Origin of the sequence: Helicobacter bizzozeronii (assembly GCF_900196775.1) — a bacterium.
GTDB lineage: Bacteria > Campylobacterota > Campylobacteria > Campylobacterales > Helicobacteraceae > Helicobacter > Helicobacter bizzozeronii.
On the sequence record NZ_FZLB01000004.1, the window covers coordinates 1 to 18,349 of the forward strand.

At 45.3% G+C, this 18,349-nt stretch carries 29 protein-coding genes and 1 pseudogene; 24 read left to right on the plus strand and 6 right to left on the minus strand.

From position 1 onward, the window contains the following. A pseudogene (locus tag C5684_RS00515) lies at nucleotides 1-621 on the minus strand (ATP-binding protein); the annotation flags it as partial. Between the two features lie 138 nt (nucleotides 622-759). Here C5684_RS00515 and rpsJ point away from each other — a divergent pair. From rpsJ to C5684_RS00635, 24 genes are all read left to right on the plus strand, one after another. Beyond that, nucleotides 760-1,077, plus strand: a complete 318-nt coding sequence (gene rpsJ, locus C5684_RS00520) for a 30S ribosomal protein S10 (RefSeq protein ID WP_013890410.1) — start codon at nucleotides 760-762, stop codon at nucleotides 1,075-1,077. 40 nt (nucleotides 1,078-1,117) lie between these two features. Beyond that, nucleotides 1,118-1,702, plus strand: coding sequence for a 50S ribosomal protein L3 (gene rplC / locus C5684_RS00525; protein ID WP_104639089.1), 585 nt, complete (start codon nucleotides 1,118-1,120; stop codon nucleotides 1,700-1,702). After that, entirely contained in the window at nucleotides 1,699-2,310 is a 612-nt protein-coding gene (gene rplD, locus C5684_RS00530; protein ID WP_104638573.1) for a 50S ribosomal protein L4, read from the plus strand. Before rplC ends, rplD begins: the two co-directional genes overlap by 4 nt. Nucleotides 2,311-2,320: 10 nt before the next feature. Continuing rightward, nucleotides 2,321-2,602, plus strand: a complete 282-nt coding sequence (locus C5684_RS00535) for a 50S ribosomal protein L23 (RefSeq protein ID WP_006016765.1) — start codon at nucleotides 2,321-2,323, stop codon at nucleotides 2,600-2,602. Between the two features lie 9 nt (nucleotides 2,603-2,611). Next, nucleotides 2,612-3,442, plus strand: a complete 831-nt coding sequence (gene rplB / locus C5684_RS00540) for a 50S ribosomal protein L2 (RefSeq protein WP_104639080.1) — start codon at nucleotides 2,612-2,614, stop codon at nucleotides 3,440-3,442. After that, nucleotides 3,442-3,723 carry a 30S ribosomal protein S19 gene (gene rpsS, locus C5684_RS00545; RefSeq protein WP_104639081.1) on the plus strand — a complete coding sequence of 94 codons (282 nt, stop codon included), beginning with the start codon at nucleotides 3,442-3,444 and terminating at the stop codon, nucleotides 3,721-3,723. The genes rplB and rpsS overlap by 1 nt, the downstream gene beginning before the upstream one ends. A gap of 30 nt (nucleotides 3,724-3,753) precedes the next feature. Next, on the plus strand, nucleotides 3,754-4,080 hold the full coding sequence (gene rplV, locus C5684_RS00550; RefSeq protein ID WP_104639082.1) for a 50S ribosomal protein L22: 327 nt from the start codon (nucleotides 3,754-3,756) through the stop codon (nucleotides 4,078-4,080). After that, nucleotides 4,081-4,782, plus strand: a complete 702-nt coding sequence (rpsC, locus tag C5684_RS00555) for a 30S ribosomal protein S3 (RefSeq protein WP_104639083.1) — start codon at nucleotides 4,081-4,083, stop codon at nucleotides 4,780-4,782. It begins immediately after the preceding gene. Between the two features lie 2 nt (nucleotides 4,783-4,784). After that, the gene (gene rplP, locus C5684_RS00560) at nucleotides 4,785-5,210 is read left to right on the plus strand and encodes a 50S ribosomal protein L16 (RefSeq protein ID WP_104639084.1); all 426 of its coding nucleotides are present in this window, start codon (nucleotides 4,785-4,787) and stop codon (nucleotides 5,208-5,210) included. Beyond that, entirely contained in the window at nucleotides 5,197-5,397 is a 201-nt protein-coding gene (gene rpmC / locus C5684_RS00565; RefSeq protein ID WP_013890416.1) for a 50S ribosomal protein L29, read from the plus strand. The genes rplP and rpmC overlap by 14 nt, the downstream gene beginning before the upstream one ends. Continuing rightward, nucleotides 5,387-5,647, plus strand: coding sequence for a 30S ribosomal protein S17 (rpsQ, locus tag C5684_RS00570; RefSeq protein WP_104639085.1), 261 nt, complete (start codon nucleotides 5,387-5,389; stop codon nucleotides 5,645-5,647). Before rpmC ends, rpsQ begins: the two co-directional genes overlap by 11 nt. Continuing rightward, the gene (rplN, locus tag C5684_RS00575) at nucleotides 5,648-6,016 is read left to right on the plus strand and encodes a 50S ribosomal protein L14 (protein WP_104629617.1); all 369 of its coding nucleotides are present in this window, start codon (nucleotides 5,648-5,650) and stop codon (nucleotides 6,014-6,016) included. After that, on the plus strand, nucleotides 6,017-6,244 hold the full coding sequence (gene rplX, locus C5684_RS00580; protein ID WP_006016775.1) for a 50S ribosomal protein L24: 228 nt from the start codon (nucleotides 6,017-6,019) through the stop codon (nucleotides 6,242-6,244). 3 nt (nucleotides 6,245-6,247) lie between these two features. Beyond that, nucleotides 6,248-6,793 (plus strand): 50S ribosomal protein L5, encoded by a 546-nt coding sequence (gene rplE / locus C5684_RS00585; protein WP_006016776.1) that lies wholly within the window; start codon nucleotides 6,248-6,250, stop codon nucleotides 6,791-6,793. Beyond that, the gene (locus C5684_RS00590; protein ID WP_006016777.1) at nucleotides 6,793-6,978 is read left to right on the plus strand and encodes a type Z 30S ribosomal protein S14; all 186 of its coding nucleotides are present in this window, start codon (nucleotides 6,793-6,795) and stop codon (nucleotides 6,976-6,978) included. Before rplE ends, C5684_RS00590 begins: the two co-directional genes overlap by 1 nt. Before the next feature lie 9 nt (nucleotides 6,979-6,987). Beyond that, on the plus strand, nucleotides 6,988-7,383 hold the full coding sequence (gene rpsH, locus C5684_RS00595; protein ID WP_041602818.1) for a 30S ribosomal protein S8: 396 nt from the start codon (nucleotides 6,988-6,990) through the stop codon (nucleotides 7,381-7,383). 9 nt (nucleotides 7,384-7,392) lie between these two features. Then, nucleotides 7,393-7,929 carry a 50S ribosomal protein L6 gene (gene rplF / locus C5684_RS00600; RefSeq protein WP_104639086.1) on the plus strand — a complete coding sequence of 179 codons (537 nt, stop codon included), beginning with the start codon at nucleotides 7,393-7,395 and terminating at the stop codon, nucleotides 7,927-7,929. A gap of 12 nt (nucleotides 7,930-7,941) precedes the next feature. After that, nucleotides 7,942-8,298 carry a 50S ribosomal protein L18 gene (gene rplR / locus C5684_RS00605; RefSeq protein ID WP_013890421.1) on the plus strand — a complete coding sequence of 119 codons (357 nt, stop codon included), beginning with the start codon at nucleotides 7,942-7,944 and terminating at the stop codon, nucleotides 8,296-8,298. Nucleotides 8,299-8,307: 9 nt separating this feature from the next. Beyond that, entirely contained in the window at nucleotides 8,308-8,748 is a 441-nt protein-coding gene (gene rpsE, locus C5684_RS00610; protein WP_013890422.1) for a 30S ribosomal protein S5, read from the plus strand. A 9-nt stretch (nucleotides 8,749-8,757) separates the two neighbouring features. Beyond that, nucleotides 8,758-9,162, plus strand: coding sequence for a 50S ribosomal protein L15 (gene rplO, locus C5684_RS00615; protein WP_104629615.1), 405 nt, complete (start codon nucleotides 8,758-8,760; stop codon nucleotides 9,160-9,162). Next, nucleotides 9,162-10,421 carry a preprotein translocase subunit SecY gene (secY, locus tag C5684_RS00620; RefSeq protein WP_013890424.1) on the plus strand — a complete coding sequence of 420 codons (1,260 nt, stop codon included), beginning with the start codon at nucleotides 9,162-9,164 and terminating at the stop codon, nucleotides 10,419-10,421. Before rplO ends, secY begins: the two co-directional genes overlap by 1 nt. Beyond that, on the plus strand, nucleotides 10,421-11,182 hold the full coding sequence (gene map, locus C5684_RS00625; protein ID WP_104639087.1) for a type I methionyl aminopeptidase: 762 nt from the start codon (nucleotides 10,421-10,423) through the stop codon (nucleotides 11,180-11,182). The genes secY and map overlap by 1 nt, the downstream gene beginning before the upstream one ends. Before the next feature lie 2 nt (nucleotides 11,183-11,184). Beyond that, on the plus strand, nucleotides 11,185-12,189 hold the full coding sequence (locus tag C5684_RS00630; protein ID WP_013890426.1) for a L,D-transpeptidase family protein: 1,005 nt from the start codon (nucleotides 11,185-11,187) through the stop codon (nucleotides 12,187-12,189). Nucleotides 12,190-12,506: 317 nt separating this feature from the next. Then, complete coding sequence (locus C5684_RS00635; protein ID WP_104639088.1) at nucleotides 12,507-12,698, plus strand: hypothetical protein; 192 nt, start codon at nucleotides 12,507-12,509, stop codon at nucleotides 12,696-12,698. Nucleotides 12,699-12,991: 293 nt separating this feature from the next. Here C5684_RS00635 and C5684_RS09375 read toward each other — a convergent pair whose 3' ends face one another. The 5 genes from C5684_RS09375 to C5684_RS00655 form a co-directional block, all read right to left on the minus strand. After that, complete coding sequence (locus tag C5684_RS09375; protein WP_233707460.1) at nucleotides 12,992-13,525, minus strand: McrC family protein; 534 nt, start codon at nucleotides 13,523-13,525, stop codon at nucleotides 12,992-12,994. Beyond that, complete coding sequence (locus C5684_RS09380; protein WP_233704260.1) at nucleotides 13,443-13,730, minus strand: McrC family protein; 288 nt, start codon at nucleotides 13,728-13,730, stop codon at nucleotides 13,443-13,445. The genes C5684_RS09375 and C5684_RS09380 overlap by 83 nt, the downstream gene beginning before the upstream one ends. Continuing rightward, nucleotides 13,727-13,987, minus strand: coding sequence for a hypothetical protein (locus tag C5684_RS00645; RefSeq protein WP_233704259.1), 261 nt, complete (start codon nucleotides 13,985-13,987; stop codon nucleotides 13,727-13,729). The genes C5684_RS09380 and C5684_RS00645 overlap by 4 nt, the downstream gene beginning before the upstream one ends. A 582-nt stretch (nucleotides 13,988-14,569) precedes the next feature. Beyond that, entirely contained in the window at nucleotides 14,570-14,749 is a 180-nt protein-coding gene (locus C5684_RS00650) for a hypothetical protein (RefSeq protein ID WP_013890430.1), read from the minus strand. A gap of 18 nt (nucleotides 14,750-14,767) precedes the next feature. After that, the gene (locus C5684_RS00655; protein ID WP_041602819.1) at nucleotides 14,768-18,052 is read right to left on the minus strand and encodes a tetratricopeptide repeat protein; all 3,285 of its coding nucleotides are present in this window, start codon (nucleotides 18,050-18,052) and stop codon (nucleotides 14,768-14,770) included. Between the last annotated feature and the right edge of the window lie 297 nt (nucleotides 18,053-18,349).

Below are 18,349 nucleotides of genomic sequence, written 5' to 3' on the forward strand. Positions count from 1 at the left end.
TAGCTGTGTGTGGTTGTTGATGGGGTTTAAGTGCTGGTCTGTGCTGAAACTGTAAGGATAGAAAAAAAGAGTGTTGGGAAATAGCAAGTAATGCGAAGAAACGTTAGGTGTGGATATAGGGTAGGTAGTGAAGATTTTGGTGTGGGGGTGCAACATCGGCGTAGTGGGTAGTTGTAATTGTGTCAAAAAGCGTGTTCGGAGGTGTGTGGGATTCTTTTTGCAAAAAGGCACAAACGCGGCAAAATTTAAGGGCATGGTGGGCTGGCAGACAAAGTGGGCGGGGGCGTTAATGGGCGTGCTGTCTATAATGATGGTGGGCACGCTGGGGGGGGTAAAATCTGCAGGTGGGCGATTAAGAATCAACAAGTCTAGGGGGTTGGCATTACAAAAGGTGTGGATATGGACATGCATGGAATCTACAAGGCGTGCATCTTGAAAATCCACATACACAACCTTTTTAAACGCCCGCCCAAAGCAGAGAGCCAAACTATTTTTGCCCGACTTGGGGGGTCCATATAAGAACACGGGGGGCTTAAGGGTGTAAAAACGCGTGGCTAATACCCGCTGGGTGCTGGCTAGCTCAAAGTTGCTTTCTAAAATGCTGCTCACCATCTCTTCCATCAGGTGCGATCCTAGTCTAGTTTTCCTTTAAAAAAGGATAATAATCTCTAAGCCCATGCCCTTAAAAGCCCATTTTAACCTTGACTAATGCTTTTTTTTATAATAAAATTGTGGTTTTTAAATTCGCTAAGGATGAGAATGGAAAAGATACGACTCAAATTAAAAGCCTATGATCACCGCGTTTTAGATCGTTCGGTGGTGGCGATTGTTGAGGCTGTCAAACGCTCTGGCTCAGAGATTAGGGGTCCTATTCCCTTGCCAACCAAAAATAGGCGTTACACGGTTCTACGCTCCCCACACATCAACAAGGACTCTAGAGAGCAATTTGAAATCCGCGTGCATAGCCGTTTGATCGATATTATCTCTGCGACACCCGAAACCGTGGATAGCTTGATGAAATTGGATCTAGCACCAGAGGTGGATGTAGAAGTAACTTCTATGGAAGGGAAAGCCTAGCAGGCACTCTATGTGCGTGATTTTTAATGGGAGAGAAATAATGGAATATTTAGTCCAAAAGATTGGCATGAGCCGTGTAGTTGGGGCGCAGAGTGTCCCGGTTACTTTGCTGAAAGTTTTAGAAAGTAAGGTATGTGCGCTTAAGGAAAATGGGAAGGCTCTAGTGGCTTATTCTCTGCACAAGCAACACAATAAAGCCATCGCCGGGCAACAAAAAAAATACCAGCTCAGCAAGGAGTTTAACCGCTTTGCCACTTTGAGCGGTCCAGAAGAATTAGGCGATCTCAAAACCGATGCCCTAGAGAGTGCCCACAAAGTCAAAGCCACTTTTTACACTAAAGGACGGGGCTTTAGCGGTGCGATGAAACGATGGAATTTTCAAGGTGGTCCTGCTGCACATGGGAGTCGCTTCCACCGCCGTTTGGGTTCTATTGGTAATAGAGAATGGCCCGGGCGTGTGCAAAAGGGCAAGAAAATGGCGGGTCGCTATGGGAATGAAAAAGTAACATGCCATAATGAAGTGATCTCCTTTGATAAAGAAAGTAAAATCCTCGTGCTTAAGGGCTCTGTAGTGGGCTATGCAGGGGCTTATGGCAGGATTAGCGTCCAAAAGGAGAAAAAATGAAAGCAAAAGTCTTAGATGCCCAATGCCAAGTGGTGGGCGAGTTGGATTTACCTGCTAGGTATGCCCAAATCAATGCCCATAACCTTTACTTGTATGTCAAGCATTACCGCGCTTTGGGGCGTGCCAACACAGCTAAGAGCAAAAATCGGGGCGAGGTGAGCGGTGGGGGTAGGAAACCTTGGAGTCAAAAGGGCGGGGGGCGTGCGCGCGCTGGGAGCATCACTTCGCCCGTGTTTGTGGGCGGGGGCGTATCCCATGGGGCGACCAATAACCGCAATTATGATCTTAAAATCAATAAAAAGCAGAAAAAACTCGCCCTAGAATACGCCCTAGGGCAAAAGGCGCAAGATCAAAAACTCTTGGTGGTGGATCAAATTGGAGTCCCTAGCCGTAAAACCAAAGATGCGCATGCCTTTGTCAAAAATCTCAACCAACGCGATATGCTCTTGGTGGTGCAGAATCTACAAGAGAGCACAGACTTAGCTTTTAGGAATTTACCCAATTGTTTTTTGGTGGAAACAAGCGAAGTGAATGCCTTTTTAGTCGCTGCCTTTAGTGCGGTGGTGATCGAAAAAGCAGCGTTTGAAATGCTTGTTTCAGTTCAATGAAGGAGTGGTCATGGCAGATATTACAAACATCAAATCCATACTTTACACCGAAAAATCCCTATCGATGCAAGAAAATGGGGTGATTGTGGTGCAAACCACTATGGGCGTGAGTAAAAACCAGCTCAAGGCAATCTTTAAAGATTACTTTGGTTTCGTGCCCTTAAAAATCAACTCGCTCAGACAGGAGGGCAAGGTCAAGCGTTTTAAGGGTCGTTTGGGACAACGCAATGACTATAAAAAGTTCTATGTCAAAGTCCCCAAAGATGCCAATATCACCGCTTTGAGCGCATAAGGAGAGTGCATGGCAATTAAAACTTACAAACCTTACACCCCTAGCCGCCGTTTTATGAGCGGTTTGGATTCTAGGGGCATGAGTGCTAAACCCGGTGTCAAAAAGCTTTTGGTGAAACTGCCCGTGCATGCGGGGCGCAACCACAGCGGGAAGATCACCAGCCGCCACAAAGAGGGCGGGGCTAAAAGGCTTTACCGCATCATCGATTTTAAACGCAATAAATGGGATGTTGAGGGCAAAGTGGCTAGCATTGAATACGATCCGTATAGAAATGCACGCATTGCCCTAGTGGTGTATCCCGATGGGGACAAACGCTACATTTTACAGCCCAGCGGACTCAAGGTAGGCGATGTGGTGATCGCTGCTGAGGGCGGGCTAGACATTAAAACCGGTTTTGCCATGAAACTTAAAAATATCCCTATGGGGACCATCGTACATAATATCGAAATGCACCCCGGAGCAGGCGGACAGCTGGCTAGGAGTGCGGGCATGAGCGCACAAATCATGGGTAAAGAGGGTAAATACACGATTTTACGCATGCCCAGCGGAGAGATGCGTTATATTTTGAGCGAGTGCATGGCTACAATCGGGGTGATGGGGAATGAGGATTTTATCAACACCTCCATTGGCAAGGCAGGGCGTAACCGCTATAAGCGTGTGCGCCCACAAACTAGAGGGAGTGCTATGAACCCAGTCGATCACCCCCATGGGGGCGGTGAGGGTAAAACTGGCTCTAGCGGACACCCCGTATCGCCTTGGGGATTACCCGCCAAGGGCTATAAAACTAGACGCAAAAAAGCAAGCGATCGCTTGATCATTTCACGCAAGAAAGGCAAGTAATGGGAAGGTCAATTAAAAAAGGTCCCTTTATAGACAAGCATTTAATGGATAAGACACTCAAGCACAAAGCCAAAAAAGACAATAAACCCATTAAAACATGGTCGCGCCGCAGCACCATTTTACCCGATATGATCGGGCTGACCTACAATGTGCATAATGGGCGCATTTTTGTCCCTGTCTATATCACTGAAAACCATGTCGGCTATAAACTCGGCGAATTTGCCCCCACAAGGACTTTTAAGGGGCATAAGGGCACCGTGCAAAAAAAGATAGGCAAGTAACATGGCAAATTATCACACAAAGGACAACTCATGAGCGTGGCGTTACTCCGCTATACTAGACTTTCTCCAACCAAGGCGCGTTTGTTGGCTAGACAAGTGCAGGGCATGAACGCCGAAGTGGCGATCGCCCGCCTCGAATTCACCCCCAACAAAGCTGCCCGCATTCTCTCTAGGGTGATCACTGCAGCAGTTTATAACGGGCAGTATGACTCTAAAGAAGTAGAGGTGCTTAGTTGCCGTGTAGATGCAGGTCCTGTGCTAAGAAGGCACATGCCCCGTGCTAGAGGGCGTGCCACTGCCATTAGAAAGCCCACCGCACACATTAGAGTCGAAGTGGGCAAGGGAGGGCAAAAGTAAATGGGACAAAAGGTCAATCCAATTGGTTTAAGACTGGGTATTAACCGCAACTGGACTTCCCGCTGGTTCCCTAGCCATGGAACCGTTGCCAACATTGAAGAAGACTACCGCATCCGCAAATTCCTCAAAAAAGAGCTCTACTATGCTGGGGTCAGTGAGATTTTGATTGAACGGGCGGCTAAAAAGTTGCGTATCACCGTGGTGGCAGCCCGTCCCGGGCTCATCATTGGCAAAAAGGGCGTGGATATTGAAAAAGTCAAACTCTCTTTAAAAAATCTGATCCGCAAAGAAATCTCAGTCAATATCAAAGAAGCCAAACGCCCCCAAGCAGACGCACAACTTTGTGCTGAAAATGTAGCCACCCAGCTAGAAAAACGGGTTGCCTTTAGGCGGGCGATGAAAAAGGTCATGCAAACAGCCATGAAAGCAGGGGCTAAGGGCATTAAAGTGCGTGTTTCAGGGCGTTTAGCCGGAGCTGAAATCGCGCGCACTGAGTGGTATATGGAAGGGCGTGTGCCGTTGCACACCTTGCGGGCTAAGATTGATTATGGCTTTGCGGAGGCTTTCACGGTTTATGGCAATATTGGCGTGAAAGTTTGGGTTTTTAAAGGCGAGGTGTTGCATAAGGGTATCCAATCTGAAAAACGCGAGGAAAGCGAGGAACGCGCCCCCAGAGCGCGCACTAGGAAAGGGAGAGAATAGCCATGTTGATGCCTAAAAAGACCAAGTATAGAAAGCAGATGAAGGGGCGCAACCGGGGCAAGTCCTACCGGGGTGCTAACCTTGCCTTTGGCGACATTGGCATTAAAGCCATAGAACATGGGCGCATTGATTCACGCCAAATTGAAGCCGCACGGGTAGCGATGACGCGCCACATCAAAAGGGCGGGTAAGGTGTGGATTCGGGTTTTCCCCGATAAGCCACTCACAGCCAAACCCCTAGAAACTAGGATGGGTAAGGGTAAGGGCTCAGTGGAAAAGTGGGTGATGAATATCAAACCCGGGCGCATTGTCTATGAAATGCTGGGCATTGAAGAGGGTTTAGCGCGCGAGGCATTGGCTTTGGCACAAAGAAAATTGCCTTTCAAAACCAAGATCGTAACCAAAGAGAGCGAAAATGAAATTTATTGAGTTGCAGAACAAAAACAAGGCGGAGTTGGAGAAGTTGCTAAAAGACAAAAAATTAGAACTCTTTGAATTGCGGGTCAAACTCAAGACGATGCAACTAAGCAACCCCAATGAGATTAGAGGGGTGCGTAAAGACATCGCTAGGATTAGCACCGCTTTAAGCGCATTAAAGGCAGGACATGGAAACTAAGCAAGCGCATAAACGCACCATTCAGGGTAAGGTCGTGAATAAAATTGATGCGTGTAGTGCTGTGATTTTGGTTGAAAGAAAGGTGCTCCACAAAAAATACCGCAAGATTGTTAAACGCTTTAAAAAATACACCATTGACGATCGCCAAGATCGCACGCAGGTGGGCGATTTTGTGAGTGCTGTCGAATGCAAGCCCGTTTCTAAAACTAAGACCTTTGCGCTCAAAGAAATCATTGTTAAGGGAGTGTAAGTGATTCAGAGTTTTACTAGGTTAGTGGTGGCAGACAATAGCGGGGGCAAGGAGATCATGTGTATCAAGGTCTTGGGGGGTAGCCATAAACGCTATGCGAGCGTGGGCGATGTGATTGTGGCTTCTGTGAAAAAGGCGATCCCTAATGGCAAAGTCAAAAAGGGGCAAGTTGTTAAAGCCGTGATTGTGCGGACCAAAAAAGAGGTGCAACGCCCCAATGGTTCTTTGATCCGCTTTGATGATAACGCAGCGGTGATCTTAGATGCTAAGAGAGACCCCATCGGCACGCGTATTTTTGGACCGGTGAGTCGGGAAGTGCGTTATGCCAATTTTATGAAAATTGTCTCTTTGGCTCCGGAGGTTCTGTAAATGAAGTGCAAGATTAAAAAAGAGGATATGGTGAAGGTGATTGCTGGAGATGATAAGGGCAAAGTAGGCAAGGTGTTAGCAGTCTATCCTAAACGCTCTTTAGTCGTGGTGGAGGGTTGCAAATTAGTCAAAAAAGCCATTAAGCCCACAGATGATAACCCCAAGGGCGGGCATATCCAAAAAGAAATGCCCATGCATATCTCCAATGTTAAGAAAGAGAAGGAGTAGAACATGCATGGCTTAAAAAGCTTCTATGAAAAGGAAGTGAAACAGAAATTAGCCCAAGAGTTGGGGATTAAAAATCCTATGTTGCTCCCTAAACTAGAAAAAGTTGTGTTGAGCGTGGGGGCGGGGGATTATGCCAAAGACATGAAGGTGATGCAAAACATCGCCCAAACTCTCTCTTTGATCGCCGGGCAAAAGGCGGTGATCACCACCGCTAAAAAATCAGTTGCGGGCTTTAAAATCCGTGAAAAAATGGCGGTGGGCGTGAAAGTTACTTTGAGAAATAAGGTGATGTTCAACTTCTTAGAAAAGTTGATTGTGATCGCTCTGCCTAGGGTGAAAGACTTTAGGGGCGTGTCTAGGAATGGCTTTGATGGGCGGGGCAATTATGGCTTTGGGTTAAACGAACAGCTCATTTTTCCTGAGGTGGTCTATGATGACATCATGGTAACCCATGGGCTCAACATCGCCATCATCACTTCGACAAACAGCGACAAGGAGGCATTTAAGTTGTTAGAATTACTTGGAATGCCATTTGCGAAAGGACGCTAATGGCTAAAAAATCAATGATCGCAAAAACCCAAAGAAAAGCCAAATTCAAAGTACGCGCCTACACCCGTTGCAACATTTGCGGGCGGCCACATTCGGTCTATAAAGATTTTGGATTGTGCCGGGTGTGCTTGAGAAAAATGGGCAGTGAAGGACTCATTCCGGGTCTTAGAAAAGCAAGTTGGTAAGGGGTAATCATGGTGAATGATATTGTGGCGGATTCTTTGACTCGCATCCGGAATGCGAGCATGAGGCGTTTAGAAGTAACCCAACTTTACTATGCTAAAATTGTGGTTTCGATCCTAGACATCTTCAAGGTAAGGGGTTTTATTGCCAACTACCACATCAAGGAAAAAGACAATAAGCCCTTTATCTCGGTGGAGTTGGCTTATGATGAAAAGGGTAGATCGCTGATCAATGAGATCAAGCGTTTGAGCAAGCCGGGCAGGAGGGTTTATAAACAATCCAAAGAGCTCAAACGCTTTAAAAACGGGTATGGTGTGATTGTTGTGAGCACTTCTAAGGGCGTGATCACCAATGAAGAAGCCTACAAACAAAATGTAGGTGGCGAAGTGCTTTGTAGCATTTGGTAGGAGCATGGCATGTCAAGAATTGGAAAACGCGTGATTAATATCCCTAGTGGGGTGCAGGTCAGCCTAGAGGGTTCATGCCTGCATTTTAAGACCAATAAAGCCAGCCAGCAACTTGAAACGCATGGGCGGGTTAAGATCCTCTTAGAGGGCAATACCTTGCGTTTTGAGCCCGTAGGGGAGAGCGCACAGGATCGCGCTTTTTGGGGGACTTATGGGGCTTTGGCGCATAATATTGTTGTGGGGCTGGACAAGGGCTTTAGCAAGAGCTTAGAGGTGAATGGCGTGGGCTATAAAGCGGCTTTGGGGCATAAGGTTTTGGAGCTCACTCTAGGTTTTAGCCACCCAGTTAAATACCCCATCCCTGAGGGTGTGGAAATTGCGGTGGATAAGAATGTGATCACCATCAAGGGGGCTAACAAGCAACAAATCGGGCAGATTGCCGCTGATATCCGAGCCTTCCGCCCCCCAGAGCCTTACAAGGGCAAGGGAATCAAATACAGCGATGAAGTGATTATCCGCAAAGCCGGTAAAACATCTAAAAAATAGGCAGAGGTTACCATGACAAAGAGTGTTTTAGAAAAAAAGAAGACTCAAAGAGTCAAACGCAAATTGCGTATCCGCTCTAAAATCTTTGGGACTTTGGAGCGGCCTAGAGTGAGCGTGTTTAAGTCCAATAAGCACCTCTATGCCCAAGCGATTGATGATGATAATCATACCACGCTAGCCCATGTTGATGGGAAAAAACTAGGGCTAGGCAAGAACATTGAAGATAGCAAAAAAATTGCGGTAGCTTTTGCTGAAAACCTAAAAGCTAGGGGTATCACCCAAGTGGTTTTTGATCGCAATGGGTATTTATACCATGGCGTGGTGGCGGCTTTTGCTGAAACTTTACGCGAAAACAACATCGCCCTTTAAAGGATAGACATGGAGATTAATCGAGAAGAATTCCAAGAGGTGGTCGTCAATATCGGGCGGGTTACCAAGGTCGTCAAAGGTGGTCGTCGCTTCCGTTTCAACGCCCTAGTGGTGGTGGGCAATAAAAATGGTTTGGTGGGCTTTGGTTTAGGCAAGGCTAGAGAAGTGCCTGATGCGATCAAAAAAGCCATTGATGATGCCTTTAAAAACATCATTGAAGTCAAGATCAAGGGCACGACTATTGCGCACGATATCGAGCAAAAATATAACGCAAGCAAGATTCTCTTAAAGCCCGCAAGCGAGGGAACAGGAATCATCGCTGGGGGTTCTACCCGCCCCATGATTGAATTGGCTGGCATCAAAGATATTTTGACAAAGTCTTTGGGGTCCAACAACCCCTATAATGTGGTGCGCGCTACCTTCCATGCGCTCTCTAGAATCAAGGCTTAAGGAGTTTGCATGGCATTAGAACAACTCAAACCCGCTAAGGGGAGTGTCAAGGGCATTAAACGCGTGGGTAGGGGGCAGGGCTCTGGCATGGGTAAAACCTCCACACGGGGGGGCAAGGGGCAAACCGCCCGCACGGGTTACAAACAAAAAAGGGGCTTTGAGGGGGGGCAACAACCCTTGCAACGCCGTTTGCCTAAAGTGGGCTTTAAGAGCCGCACTAAAGGGCTCACCTACAGCATTAATGTTGGCAAGCATCCCGAAATTTTAAAGCTAGAAACCTTGAGTTTAGAGCTGATTAAAAAAGTCCATCACTTCCCCAGCTACATTGAAAGGGTGAAGTTAATCGGCGCAGGGGCAAAAGATTTGGCCTCTAGAATCCAAGACGAGAGAATCACCACTAGCGGACAAAAATAATGACAAAAGCCATTGCCACTAAGATTTTCATCACACTGGGCTATCTCTTCCTTTACCGAGTTTTAGCCTATGTCCCCATCCCGGGAGTGGATTTGGCAGCCATCAAATCGTTTTTTGACAGCAATTCTAGCAACGCTTTAGGCTTATTCAACATGTTCAGTGGGAACGCGGTTTCGCGCTTGAGTATCATCTCTCTAGGCATCATGCCCTACATCACCGCCTCGATCATCATGGAGCTATTAAGCGCAACTTTCCCTAATCTAGCCAAGATGAAAAAAGAGCGTGATGGCATGCAAAAATACATGCAGATCGTGCGCTATGCGACTATTTTGATCACCATTATCCAAGCGGTGAGCGTGTCTTTTGGCTTACGCAGCATCGGGCATGGCTCTAATGGGGCTATTATGATTAGCATGCAAACTTTCTTGTTGATCGCCACTTTTTCGATGCTCACCGGCACGATGTTACTCATGTGGATTGGCGAGCAGATCACCCAAAGAGGGGTGGGTAATGGGATCAGCCTCATCATTTTTGCTGGGATCGTCTCGGGGATTCCTTCTGCCATTGCAGGCACTTTCAACCTAGTCAATACGGGGGTCATCAATGTTTTGGTCTTGATTGGTATCTTTGTTATCATCCTAGGGACAATCTTTTCCATTATCTACATTGAGTTGGCTGAAAGACGCATCCCCATCTCCTATGCTAGAAAAGTGATGTTGCAAAACCAAAACAAACGCGTCATGAACTACATCCCCATTAAGTTAAACTTAAGCGGGGTGATCCCCCCCATTTTTGCTTCGGCTCTCTTGGTGTTTCCCTCCACCATTTTGCAAGCCTCCTCTAATCACATCTTGCAAGCCATCGCAGATTTTCTCAACCCACATGGGTATGCCTATAACATTTTAATGTTCTTGCTCATCATCTTTTTTGCCTACTTTTACTCTTCCATTGTCTTTAATGCTAAGGACATTGCTGATAACTTGAAGCGCAATGGCGGGTTTATCGCGGGTTTGCGTCCGGGCGAGGGGACAGCTAACTTTTTAAATAGTGTGGCAAGCCGTTTGACTTTTTGGGGGTCTTTGTATTTGGCGGTTATTTCCACTTTGCCTTGGATTTTGGTTAAGGCGATGGGTGTGCCCTTTTACTTTGGGGGCACAGCTGTTTTGATCGTGGTGCAAGTGGCAATTGACACCATGAAAAAGATCGAGGCACAGATTTATATGGGTAAATACAAAACCCTCAGTGCTGTAGGCTTTTGATGGCGATTGCCTTAAGAAGCCCTAAAGAAATTGCCCTTTTAGCCAAAGCAGGGCAGGTTGTGGGGCAAACCCTAAAACTTTTAGAGCAAAGGGCACAGGTGGGGGTGAGTTTGTTAGAGCTGGATGCTTTGGCTGAAGAAAATATCTACAAAATGGGGGGCAAGCCCGCCTTTAAGGGGCTCTATGGTTTTCCTAACACCCTTTGCACTTCACTCAATGAAGTAGTGATCCATGGGATTCCCACAGATTATAAACTCCAAGAGGGCGACATTGTGGGGCTGGACTTAGGCGCATCCATAGAGGGCTATTTTGGCGATGGGGCTGTAACTTTAGCCATAGGGCACACAGATAGCACAGATCAAGCCTTGATCGCATGTGCTAAAGAGAGTTTGTATGTAGTGATTTCTCAGCTTAAGGTGGGCATGCACTTTAAAGAAGTGAGCCATTCTTTGGAGCAAGAGATTAAAAAGCGGGGGTTTGTCCCCTTGCTGGATTTTTGCGGGCATGGGATTGGCAGATACCCCCATGAAGAACCCCAAATCCCCAACTACCTAGCCCCGGGGGCAAGCCCCAAAAGTGGCCCCAAGATCAAAGAAGGCATGGTGTTTTGTTTAGAGCCGATGGTGTGTCAAAAAGAGGGCAACCCCAAGATTTTAGAAGATCAATGGAGCGTGGTTTCTAGCGATGGGCTGAGGACCAGCCACTACGAACACACCATTGCGATCATCAAGGGCAAAGCGAGAATTTTAACGGAGATTTAAAGATGATTGGTTTTAAGGGTGCGCGGGTTTTAGCCCTATCTGTCTTGTTGGGTGTGGGTGCTCAGGCGGATTCGTTGGTAGATTTTGTCAATACCTACCGCCAAAAAGGCATTGAGGCTTTAGATAATCTCTTGCAATCTTATTTGACCCAACAGCAGTTTTGGGAAGATGTCTTATCCAAGCAAGACACCATTTATGGTTATTACGAGAAATTAGATTATCTCTTTGTGATCAACAAGGCTAGACCCCAACTCTCACTTTATAAACTAGAAGATGGTAAGCTTGATAGGGTGGGGGATAGCAAAGCTTTAGTGGGTTCTAAGTCTGGATATAAATTATTGGAGGGAGATAAAGCAACACCCATTGGTGTTTATCAGATCACGCGCAAACTTACCGGTCTGAGTGCCTATTATGGACCTTTTGCCCTAGAGACCAATTACCCCAATGCTTACGATCGGGCTTTAAAGCGCACCGGGCATGGCATTTGGATTCATGGACTCCCTCTAGATGGTAACCGAAACGATCTCAACACGAAGGGATGCATCGCAATTGAAAATAATATTTTAAAAGACTATGACAAGCTGGTCAAGGGCAAAAAAGCCTTATTGGTGGTCTATGAAAAACAATTTGCACCTGCGACTAAAAAAGACTTGGCATTGGTTTTGAGCAGTCTGTATGCGTGGCGTTTGGCGTGGGCTAAAAACGACCTAGCCTCTTACCTTGAATTTTATGCCTCTAGCTTTAGGCATGCCAATGGGATGGATTTTAAAGCCTACCAACGCTTTAAAACCAAGATTTTTGCCAAAAACGAGAACAAAACGATCCGCTTCTCACAAATCAATGTTACCCCCTACCCCAACAACGAAGATCGCTCTTTGTTCCGTGTAGCTTTCATGCAAACTTATGAAGCCTACAAGCATAAAAAACTTGCTTATTCTTCACATGGCCTCAAAGAGCTCTATGTAGAGATCAAAAACAACAAGATGCAAATTTTGACAGAAAAGTAATACTTGAGTCTTAATCGTAAGCTAGACAAATGAGGCGGTATTTTGAGTGGGGGGGGTTTGTATAAATCAGTCTTTGATTTGGTAGTGCCAAAAGAGCACCCCAAGCACCCTAGTTATGAGCTAGGACTTGGCAAAACGACCGCCGACTTAAACCCCCAAGAGTTTTACACCGGGGTATCATGTGCAATTGGAAACGGCATTTATTAGTCCTATTGCCCCCGCCTAAAAACCCCTATAGTGGTGCAAGGTTGAAAGGGGATACAAACTGCACATAAATACTTAACCTAAAGAGCAAAGTTGATAGGGGTAGAAAAGTCTTGATCAGCGACTTGCCCGAACTCCCAATAATCGCTAAGTCCGCATTACCCGCTAAAGCGTTGAATAGCGGAGCAAGTCTTAAGGATATTACCAAACCCCCGCTTAAAGCCCAATTCTTTGTTTCAATGTCGTTTGAGTGGTTTGAGACCATTAAAGAGGTTTTTAAGAATCCCGCTGTGGTGTTCAAATAAAAAGTGGATTCTCAAAAGATTAAGATTTCAAAATATATGTCTCTACAAAATATCCATCTGATCCACAAAGACTTTTCAGCTATATTTGGGACACCACACTATATGGTATTTGCAAGAATAGACGATGTTATTGTGCAAAAGCGATTTCCATGTCTTCTAAGCTAAAATCTTTGAGATACACATCTCGAGCTTCTTGGACATTTGCGTGTGGAGCGCGCGATCTTGCTTTTGAAATTGGAAATTATCCTGCAAGTGTCTTGCATATAATATCCAAAAACCATGCTCCTTATAGCTCAAAGACCAAGCGGAAAGTATTTTAACAAAAGTTCAATGCCATCACTTGAAAATTGCTTACTTGCCTTAAAAGTCCAAGCACGGGTGGAACCTAGCCCATGCCAAGGATAGACTAAATAGACACACACACGCCGTTGTTTACCTTTTAATTCAATAGAGGCGTATTTGCTCGCATACGCCCACATTTGGTAGAGGTCTGCTTGTGAGGGATTCCCCGACTCTTCAATAACTTTCCATTTCGTGTCTAAAATCAAAACTTTTTCCCTATTTTCCAACACAATATCAGGGCGCAAATTAATAGAAAATTTTCCATTGTTCTCAAGCAAAAATCTAGGTCGTTCTTGCGGGCTTTCATATCTACCTGCCAAACTTGTTTTAAGCCAGTGCTTTACAAAAGACTCAAAAAGCTTTTCCATTGGGAATAATAGCGCATAAGCCCGATCAGAACCGCTATAAGAAGTCAGAGATTTTTGCCGCAAAAAAAAGATCGCACCATGCCAAAAGATTTTCATATTCTTTAAAACGGCTAGCATGCGCGCTTCTAGCAAAATCTACATCTATATTTACGCTAGGACTTATTTCATCAAAAACAAAGCGCACAGAGTTCAACTTTTCTTGTGTTTTGGAACTTAATGCTAAGACTTTAAAAGTTTCAAGTGTGGATTTGATCGGACGATTGGGTGGGTTATCTAGGCTATATTCATCGCTGGTCGTGTAAAAGCGTTCTTTGTGAATCATGTTGGTTTTAAGGAGGTGAGCAACTCTAGCAACTCTTGAGCCTTGCTAAAATCCTTATCCTCTTGCTTTAAAAACCCTTTGACTAATGCCATTGCACACAGAGCCGAGCCCGCTTTTGCACCTGCTTCTAAACTCTCTTGGCGTTTTTGGGCGTAAAACTCTTTGCCATCATCCTCGTGATCTTCTGGGAACAATTCTTCAAAAAACATCCGGTATTCATCATCCTCATCCTCCTCATCGCCTTCTTCATCACGCAAGGATTCCAAGCTTTTATAAAAACCATCAAAATTATGGATATAGCTTGCCTCCAATAAGTAATATGCATCTACAAAGCCATCTCTTATACCTTATCAGAATATCCATATAAGCTTCATCAGCTTGCCAGTACATTGTACCAGCCCGCTCACTATCTCGTATATAGGTTGACATACTCTCCCATAACTAAAGTTAGGGGATTCTAGCTTTAGTGGAGATCGCGGCTTCAAGCAGGATAGCTCCGTTTGGAGTCTTACATTCCCTATTCCAAAGGTTGATGCCCCAACCCCAAGGGTATTACCCCTTGATTGCACAAATATTAGCGCAGCCATGCTGGTGCTAGCCTTATATCCCCATAGCTAAAGCTAGGGGCTTTACGGCGTGGTTGGTAATCCCCAAGTATCCGAGTTGTATGCCCCCATTACCATGTGTAACCAACCCCTCCACGCATACATAGACGCATCCTCTGTGCCATCCATATTACCCAAAATGTCTGCTAGCATATCTTGCGTCCAAGAAGACAGGTCATACAACCACCGCCCCCGCATTTGCCCCTCATCAAAAACCCACGCCCAGTTTTCTACCTATTCATAATGGCGTGCCATCTCTTTAAAAGCCTCTTTACAAACCTCTAAATCAATAGAGTCGTCTAATGGGAAGACCCGTTCCAAGCCCTCTAGCACTTCTGCTAGCTTTAGAGGATTTTGGTAGTTGTAGGTATCCTCAAAGAGCGATGAGCTCCATGTACCGCCAATTTTTGCCACTAAGAACAAGCCATAGTGTCACAAAAGCTCGCCCAAATCCCGTGCTTTTTCAAAACACGCCACCGCCGTATAATAGTCCGGTGGGACCACCACGCCCTGTAAGCACATCACCCCCAGATACAGCCAAGCCCTAGCATCGCCCTTTTTCTTAGCCTCCATGTAGTCTCTAAAGGCTTGTTGGGTGTTGTTGCCATATTGCCATAGAGGTTTGAGCGTGCTAACAGGTTTTTGCTCTGTCTTAACCTCTAGGGTTTTTAAAGCTGGGTGTTGCCAAAATGTGGGCGAAAGGTGCGCTTTAATATCCAGCTTGCCCCCAAAGCCCATGCTCTTATCTGTAAATGTAAGGCTAGCCACTTCTTTTAAGTCGCTCTCATACTTAGCCAAAAAGGCGTGCAAGGGGTGATCAGAGGCTTTGGCTAATAAATTCTTTTGTTTGTCTAGCGTGTCGGTAAGAGGCACTTTAGCAATATTGTAGCCCCACTCTAACGCCTGTTTAAAATAGCCAATCGCCCGATGGTTTGCCTCCAAGAGGGCATTTTGCTTTTTCTCAGGCTTCATTTTAAAGTGCTTGAGTTGCTCTAACTCCAAATGCGCTAACTCTAAAGCACAGCACCCACTGCCTAAAGCGATGCCTTTTAAATACGCTTCTTTGGCATCGCTATATGCCACTTCATAGTCATTTTTTGTAGGTTTGCCATAGACCACATCAATGGTCTTTAAAATGCTCAAATGCAAGCGGGCGTTGTGCCCTTGCATCGTGGCGCAAAAGCCCTCATCAAATAAACCCGTGTCTTCAAAACCATCACCCTCAAAGAAAGGTTGAATGGAGTATTCTCTGTATTCTGGATCGATGCCATCATGTTCGTCAATGTGTGCGCTTGCTTCAAAAAAACAGACATAGGCACGCTCCCCCTCAACCTCTTTGCTAAACAGCATTGCCTCAACATCGCTAACCAAGTCGATCAAGCCATCCCTATGTCCATCCCATTCAATCACATCAAAGTAGCTAAGTCTTTTTAGCCCAGCCTCTGCCATGCCATCGCCTAACAATAAAGCCTTTTTAAGATAATCTGTGGCTTTTTTGGCATCCTCCTCTTTCATCTCTTTAGGATTTTCAGGCACATAAGAGAGCCCTAGCTGCGTGATTGCCCGAATTGAGCCTAGAGTCGCTGCCTTTTTAAAATGCTCTCTAGCTTTCTCTAAAGATGACACCACCACGCCCTTTAAAAACATTTTGCCTAGCTCTAAATAGGCTTGGGCGTTATTCTTTTGGCTCGCCTCTAGGTAGTCTGCATAGGCTTTGAAGTTATCGCCTTGATAAAACCAAAGGGGTTTGATGAGTGCCTTAAAAAAGGGGCTAGTTTTAAGGTTTTCTAGGGCGGTGTGCAGCTTAGGCATTTTTGCCTCCAATGCCTCCAACACCTTTAAAATGCCTTGCCTAAACGCCTTTTTTAAAATTTTTAGGGTATCCTCTAAGTCTTCGTCTTCTTGGTAATCCTTTTGGCGGGAGCTCTCTTGCTGGTAGTCCTCTCTTTGGAATCTCAAATCTTTATCTAAAACGTCTAGCTCAGCACTTAAAGCTGTCAGCTCCTTAGAAGTGTTATGGTCTAAGAGTTCTAAAAGATGTTTAAGCTCCTTTAGGGTGTCTTGGTGGGCTTGTTGAAAACCATTGATGTAGGGTGTGATGTTATCTTCTTTGTTTTGATGGATAGCGGTTTGTAACTCTTGTGCCTTCTCTTGCAAGGGCTTTAAGCTCACCTCAAGGTTACCCAAATGTTCGCAAACATTGTTGCGTTTTAACTCTGCGTGCAGCCTTTCTGTTACAAAGGCGCGCATTTGTTCTGCATCCATAGAGGCTGTTGATCCATGTAGGCTCTTGCCCGCAACTTGCATAAACGCCTCCAAATCAGGCAGGATTTCTTCTAAACCCGACAACCAAGCTTCTTCCAAACCCTTTAAAATTCGTTTGCCCGCTGCGATAATGGCTTTATCCCTAGTGCTTTTTACAAAAGCCTGCAAGCTTTCCTCAAAGGACTCTAAAAATGGCTCTACAGATTTGCGAATGGTTCTTAATTCTTTATCAGTAGCAATCCCCTCTTTTTCAAGCTCTTGGTAAGTCTTGTCTAGTTCTAAAAGAGCTTCTGGGATTGTGGCTATGTTTTCTTGCATCTTTGCTTGGAGCATGCCCAAAGCACGCTTAGGTTCAACGACCAACCCCAACGCTTTAAAATGCTCCTCTAAAGGTTTGAGCACTTCCTTTTCTAAAGCATTCTTAAAGCCAGATTGATCGTAATTATGTGCAAATTCTGTCTTTTTAATCCCCCTAACACGGCGCACCACCGCCACGCCCAAACTCTCATCGCTAGCCTCAAATAAGGTTTGTATGTCTGTTTCTAGGCTCTCTTGCAATTTTTTAAAGGGTTTTTTAATGGTATTTCGCTCTTTTAAACTCTTATCTTTAGCCTGCTCCAAAAGGGCGAGGCATTTTGGCAATTCCTCTTGGCATTGGGCAATTTTTAGCTCCACTGCCTTTTTAGCCTCGCACACTTTAGCATCTGTGCTCACCACTGCCCCTACAGCTTCTCTCATCTCTAAGAGCATGCTTAAATCCTCTTCTTCATCCCATAGGATACGAAAAGGGATTTGAGCCAAAAGATGCACGCCAGAAAGGCGATCCGCACACTCTAAAAAGTCATCAACACGCTCTCTTAGAGTGTCCAAAGAGTCCACAAAGACATTGTAGACACTCTCAGTCGCCTCGCTCATGTCAGAGTGGCTAAGTTTGCTCTCGCCTTTAGCTTTACATTCCTCTTTGTAAACCTTGTAAAAAGCCTTCCACGCCTTTAAACACCGCCCCCGCTCCAACTCCACAAGCACAAACCAACACTGCAATTCTTCTGTTGTAGAGAATTTGGGGGTGTCCTTTAAAAGGGGCTCTAAATGTTGGCAAAGCACATCAAAAGCCTTTTGGAATTTGGATCTTTGGGTGTTGTAATTTTTTAAGGCTGGGGAGTGGCAACTCTCTACAGCCTCCTGCACTTTTTGCCAGTCTGCACTTTGGGGCGCATAGTGCACATAAAGGCTTACAATCTCTATAAGATCATTTAAGGGACGATTTAAGTGTCTCTTCTTTTGTCCAAACACTTTCTCTTGTAGCCTACATTTGTGATCAAGAGGAGCGTATTTTTCCCAACCGCTCTCTTTTAAAACTTTGTAATGGGTGTTTAAATCCGTGGATGTCTGCAAAGAAGTGGGAGAAGCACTAGCTACTAACCAATCAGCAATTTCAAAGAGATCTAGCATGTCCCACCTCCCACACTAGAACCACAAACTTTTAAAGCAACAAAACCAGAGAGAGTTACCCCAACCCCCCCCCCGCACAACAACAAGTAGAATCAAACATAGATGTCCTTTTTAGAAAATGAAAAGGGTATTCTAGCGATTTGTTGATAAGAAGTAGATATATAGGCGATAAGAAAATGCATTACACACACACAAACGCGTATTTTGTAACTTATTTGGATAAAGGTTATCTTTGTTTTTGCTCCCCAAAGATAGATTGCCTACAATAAAGACACTCCAAACCAAAAACCAATGCCC